This window comes from Acidovorax sp. KPB24-03 (assembly GCF_057546605.1).
This window is the reverse complement of sequence record NZ_BAAJYR010000907.1, coordinates 1-631: the sequence shown is the minus strand read 5'-3', so window position 1 is coordinate 631 and position 631 is coordinate 1. Positions and strand designations below refer to the sequence as shown.

Annotated in this window: 1 pseudogene; it reads right to left on the bottom strand. The window is 74.0% G+C overall.

Annotated elements, in window-relative coordinates:
• Nucleotides 1–631, bottom strand: a pseudogene (locus tag AC27KI_RS26740) (hypothetical protein); the annotation flags it as partial.

Genomic DNA, 631 nt, shown 5'->3' with positions numbered 1-631 from the left:
GGCGCCATCGGGCAGCACGAGGCGCACCAGGCGCTTGTCTCCGCCTGCGCCTTCGAAGTGGTAGCGGGTGAGCCGGTTCAGGCTGTCGCGCACGCGCACTTCGCTCACCGGCACAGGCTGCGGCACGGGCTGCAGCATGGGCTGCGGGGTGTCGGGGACTGGGGTGTCGGGGTCCGTCTCGGACTCGCCGATCGCAGCCGGGGTGGCGGGAGGGATGGCGGGGGGATCGCGGTATTCGAAGAGGTACGACAGTCCCTGCTCGTTGTGCTGCTCCACCACGCGGGCGCCGGGCCGGGGCATGGCCACGCCCTGGTCTTCATAGACGTAGGTGTGCAGCGGGCCGCTGCGCACCCGGTGGCGCACCATGCGGTGCACCCGGTCGTAGCCGAACTCGCGCGTGCGCTGGCCGTCCCGCCCCAGTACCTCCACCAGGTCGCCCGCGCTGTCGTAGCGGTAGCGCACCAGCGCCACCCGGTAGCCCGGGCCGGTGCAGGCCGCATCCAGCGGGTTGTGCACGCAGTCCACGCCGGTCAGGCGCTCGCCGCTGTCCGGGCCGAGCAGCGGGTGGGCGGTGGCGGTGGTAGTGGTTGGGGCCGCGGCGGCGGCCCCCTCCCGGTCCCGGTCCCGCTCC